The 3,483-nt window shown below is 68.4% G+C and carries 4 protein-coding genes and 1 pseudogene; 1 reads left to right on the top strand and 4 read right to left on the bottom strand.

Going from position 1 to position 3,483, the window contains the following annotated elements; all coding sequences use genetic code 11:
- The 4 genes from G6026_RS10985 to G6026_RS10970 all read right to left on the bottom strand — a co-directional run.
- Nucleotides 1-123, bottom strand: a 123-nt coding sequence (locus G6026_RS10985; RefSeq protein ID WP_277815607.1) for a shikimate kinase, incomplete at its 3' end; no start/stop codon positions are given.
- A 39-nt stretch (nucleotides 124-162) separates the two neighbouring features.
- Nucleotides 163-1,050 carry a maleylpyruvate isomerase family mycothiol-dependent enzyme gene (locus G6026_RS10980; RefSeq protein WP_182613198.1) on the bottom strand — a complete coding sequence of 296 codons (888 nt, stop codon included), beginning with the start codon at nucleotides 1,048-1,050 and terminating at the stop codon, nucleotides 163-165.
- 138 nt (nucleotides 1,051-1,188) lie between these two features.
- The gene (locus G6026_RS10975; RefSeq protein ID WP_107756012.1) at nucleotides 1,189-1,326 is read right to left on the bottom strand and encodes a methionine/alanine import family NSS transporter small subunit; all 138 of its coding nucleotides are present in this window, start codon (nucleotides 1,324-1,326) and stop codon (nucleotides 1,189-1,191) included.
- 3 nt (nucleotides 1,327-1,329) lie between these two features.
- Entirely contained in the window at nucleotides 1,330-2,949 is a 1,620-nt protein-coding gene (locus G6026_RS10970) for a sodium-dependent transporter (protein WP_182613197.1), read from the bottom strand.
- A 170-nt stretch (nucleotides 2,950-3,119) separates the two neighbouring features.
- Between G6026_RS10970 and G6026_RS10965 the strand changes: the two are divergent.
- Nucleotides 3,120-3,483 (top strand): annotated as a pseudogene (locus G6026_RS10965) (hypothetical protein); the annotation flags it as partial.

Raw genomic sequence — 3,483 nt, 5'->3', positions numbered from 1 at the left:
GCGGTTGGCGGGCGGGTGCAGGTCGTCAGCGCCCACGAAAGGGGCGCCGATCCGTTCGGCGATCGCCTGCGCAACGGTCGATTTGCCGGCACCGGTCACGCCCATCACCACGATGTGCGTCATCGGTGTCGACACCGTCGGCAGCGGATCCGGCGACCGGGATCAGATGGTGAAGGCCATCGATTCGAGGATCCTCCGGCCCAGCTCCTCGTCGCCGCTGATCTCCACACCGTTTCCGGGTTCCGCGGAGATCCTGCCGGTCGCGGAGCGGACGAAGGTCGGGGTGTCGAAGACCAGCTCGACCGAGACCCGTGCGGAGTCGTCGACGTCCACGAGTCCCGCCCGGCCGGCGACCAGCACATCGGTGGCCAGGGACGGGTCGGCATCGGAGTCGCCCTTCACCCGGAACCGGACCCGCGAACCGTCCGGGGCCCCGGCGTTCTTGCCCACGATCCGGGGTAGGGCGCGCGCGATCTCCCCGAGCGCGAACCTCCCCACGCCGCTGTCGAGGTGGTGAGTCATGCCGAGGGCGTGACGGATGTCGTCCTCGTGGACCCAGCAGTCGAACACGCGCACCCCCATGAAGCGTCGGAACGGCACGCGGCCGACGGGGGAGTCGGTCTCGGCCTCCAGGTCTTCGGCGGTCATCTCGGAGAGCTGCACGGTGCGCTCGGCCACGACCTCGCGGAAGTCCGCGAACGCGTCCTCGACGGCCAGGGACCGGGCCTCCTGGACGAACCTCTCGTTGAGCTCCCCGATGGGATTGCGGACATAGTCGCGCGACGAGGCGGGGAGGTCGACGTCCGGTATCGGCTCGCCGGCCAGCAGGTGCTCGGTTCCGGCGATGTGCGCCACCACGTCTCGCACCGTCCAGCCCGGGAGCGCGGTGGGGGTGGCCCAGTCGTCCCTCTTGAGTCCCGCCAGGAGCTCGTCGAGATGGTTCCACTGCTGGATCAGGTGACGGATTTCAGTAGGGGCCTCGTCTGGGGCTCCGGTGTCGGCTCCGCTTGCGGAGGTGGCGGAGGCGGCGTCGCTGTCGGTGGCGTCCATGACCACAAGGCTAGTGCCGTGCAGGAGAGCCGCGCGGCGACTTGGGGCCGTGGCCGGTGCTCTCCTCGGAACACCCGACCCCGGCGCCGCTGTGGTGTGCGGACGCCGGGGTCGGCGATCAGGTCGTGCGGCGGGAGCTCAGAGCTCGCGCGCGGGAGTCGCCGTGGATCCGTCAGGATCGTCGGGGTGGCCGGCGTAGTGCACGATGCTGGCGACGAGTCCGCCCCAGATCACGAGCAGGAACAGCACCATCATGATGATCGCGGAAGCGTCCATGGCTCAGGCCTCCTTGGGCGTGTGGGTGGGGGCAGGGTTCTCGTCGGGACGGGTGAGTCCCTCCTCGTAGACGTAGTCGCTCGGGTCGTCGTCGACACTCGGCGGTCCGTCGAGCTGGCGGGCCCCCCGCCAGGGCAGGGCCGACAGGATGATCGACAAGACCAGGATGGTCCCGATCATGCCCCAACCCCAGACGCCCAGGATGGCGGCGTCATAGCCCTCGTAGGGCTCGGAGATGAGGGACATGATCTCGCGGATCAGCGAGTAACCCAGGACGACCGGGGTGATCACGGCGAGGCACACGATCCAGAAGGTGCCGACCTTCCACGAGGACACCGAGTTGAGGTGATCGCGCAGGGTGGGGGCGAGGCGCATCACGAAGATCACCACGATGAGGGCGATGAGGGTGATGCCGACGATGCCGAGGCTGTTGACGAACTTGTCCATCACGTCGAGGTTCTGCAACCCGGTCTCGGTGGGCATGAGCAGGATCGAGGCGGCCGCCATCGGGATGCCGACGGCCAGCACCGAGGTGGTGCGGCTGCTGCCCATCTTGTCCTGGAAGGACGAGATGACCACCTGGACGATCGAGATGAGTGAGGTGATACCGGCCAGGATGAGGCAGACGAAGAACACCACGCCCCAGATCGGGCCGCCCGGCATCTGCGAGATCAGGGCCGGGAAGGCGATGAACGCCAGTCCCGGCCCGCCGCCCACGTCCTCCCAGCCGGCGCCCGCCGACGTGGAGACGAGGAAGCCGAGGGTGGCGAACACGCCGATGCCGGCGAGGACCTCGAAGGCCGAGTTGGAGAAGCCCACGACCAGCCCGGAGCTCGTGAGGTTGGACTTGCGCTTGAGGTAGGAGGAGTAGGTCAGCATGATGCCGAAGCCCACCGAGAGCGAGAAGAAGATCTGCCCGTAGGCCGCGATCCACACGCTCGGCTCGGTGAGCACGCCCCAGTCCGGGGTGAAGAAGTTGTTGAGGCCGTCCATGGCGCCGTCGAGGAAGAGTGACCGCACGACGAGGGCGGCGAAGAGCGCCACGAGCAGCGGGACGAAGAGCAGGGCGGTGCGGCCGATACCGTTCTGGACACCCGCGAGCAGGACTCCCAGCGTCACGATCCACACGACCACCAGGACGATCGCGATGCCCGGGACGAAGTCGACGCCGAAGCCGCTGCCGGCGCGGAGGAAGTCCTCGGCGAAGAACGACGCCGACTCCTCGTATGTCTCCCCCCACCGTTCGTCGATCGAGAACCACGCGTAGGAGGCGGCCCAGGCGATGATCACGGCGTAGTACACGGCGATGACGAAGGACACCAGGACCTGGATCCAGCCGATCGGCTCGGCGAAGCGGTTCATCCGCCGGAAGCTCAGCGGCGCGGACCCGCGGAAACGGTGGCCGATGGCGTAGTCGAAGAACAGCAACGGGAGGCCCGCGGTGAGCAGGGCCACGAGGTAGGGGAGCAGGAAGGCGCCGCCGCCGTTGTCGTAGGCGACGAAGGGGAAGCGCCAGATGTTGCCGAGGCCGACGGCGGAGCCGATGGCGGCAAAGACGAAGACGGAGCGACGGGAGAATGTCTCTCTCGGTGTCGCCCCACTCCTGGTGGGCGGGCTGGTCATGGTCGACTCCTTGTGGGGCGATCGGGCGGCGGATCCGCCGGGTGTGACGGAACGACGATAGGTGCGGTCTCCACTACTTCTCATATCTTCACGGCGGGTTGGTGTTTTGGTGACCATTTCGACGCATTCGCGGCACCGAATCGTGTTACTGGTGTGACTACAGTGATCTCATGAGGATGCAGCGAATGAGCCCGGGAGTGGGGCGTCGGCTGGCCGCGGCCACGGTCGCTGCGTTGATGGTCGTGGTGTCCGGTCTCGTCGCCGCACCAACCCTGGCCGCACCAGCCCTGGCCGCCCCCTCGCCGGCGGTCTCGGTGCCCTCCCCGGCCGAGGTGGTCCGCGAGACCGGGTCATGGTTCTCGCACGGCTACACTCTCGACCTCCGCGCGGACGGCACGGGGATGTTCGCGGCCTGGATGGGGGCGTTCGACGGGACCAGGGTCCAGTTGCGACTGATCCCCGCGCCGGGGCCGGCGACCGTCGCCGAGGTGACCGCCGTCGAGACGGTCGGGCGCGGGGGGCTGGCAGCGGATG

It is taken from the genome of Dietzia sp. DQ11-38-2 (genome assembly GCF_014145055.1).
Lineage (GTDB): Bacteria > Actinomycetota > Actinomycetes > Mycobacteriales > Mycobacteriaceae > Dietzia.
The sequence above is the reverse complement of the archived record's forward strand: the minus strand, read 5'-3'. Positions and strand labels throughout refer to the sequence as shown.

What these genes read in the sequence shown, in the direction of transcription:
- G6026_RS10970 (WP_182613197.1), bottom strand. Translation starts at nt 2,949, where the DNA reads ATGACCAGCCCGCCCACCAGGAGTGGGGCGACACCGAGAGAGACATTC.
- G6026_RS10975 (WP_107756012.1), bottom strand. Translation starts at nt 1,326, where the DNA reads ATGGACGCTTCCGCGATCATCATGATGGTGCTGTTCCTGCTCGTGATC.
- G6026_RS10980 (WP_182613198.1), bottom strand. Translation starts at nt 1,050, where the DNA reads ATGGACGCCACCGACAGCGACGCCGCCTCCGCCACCTCCGCAAGCGGA.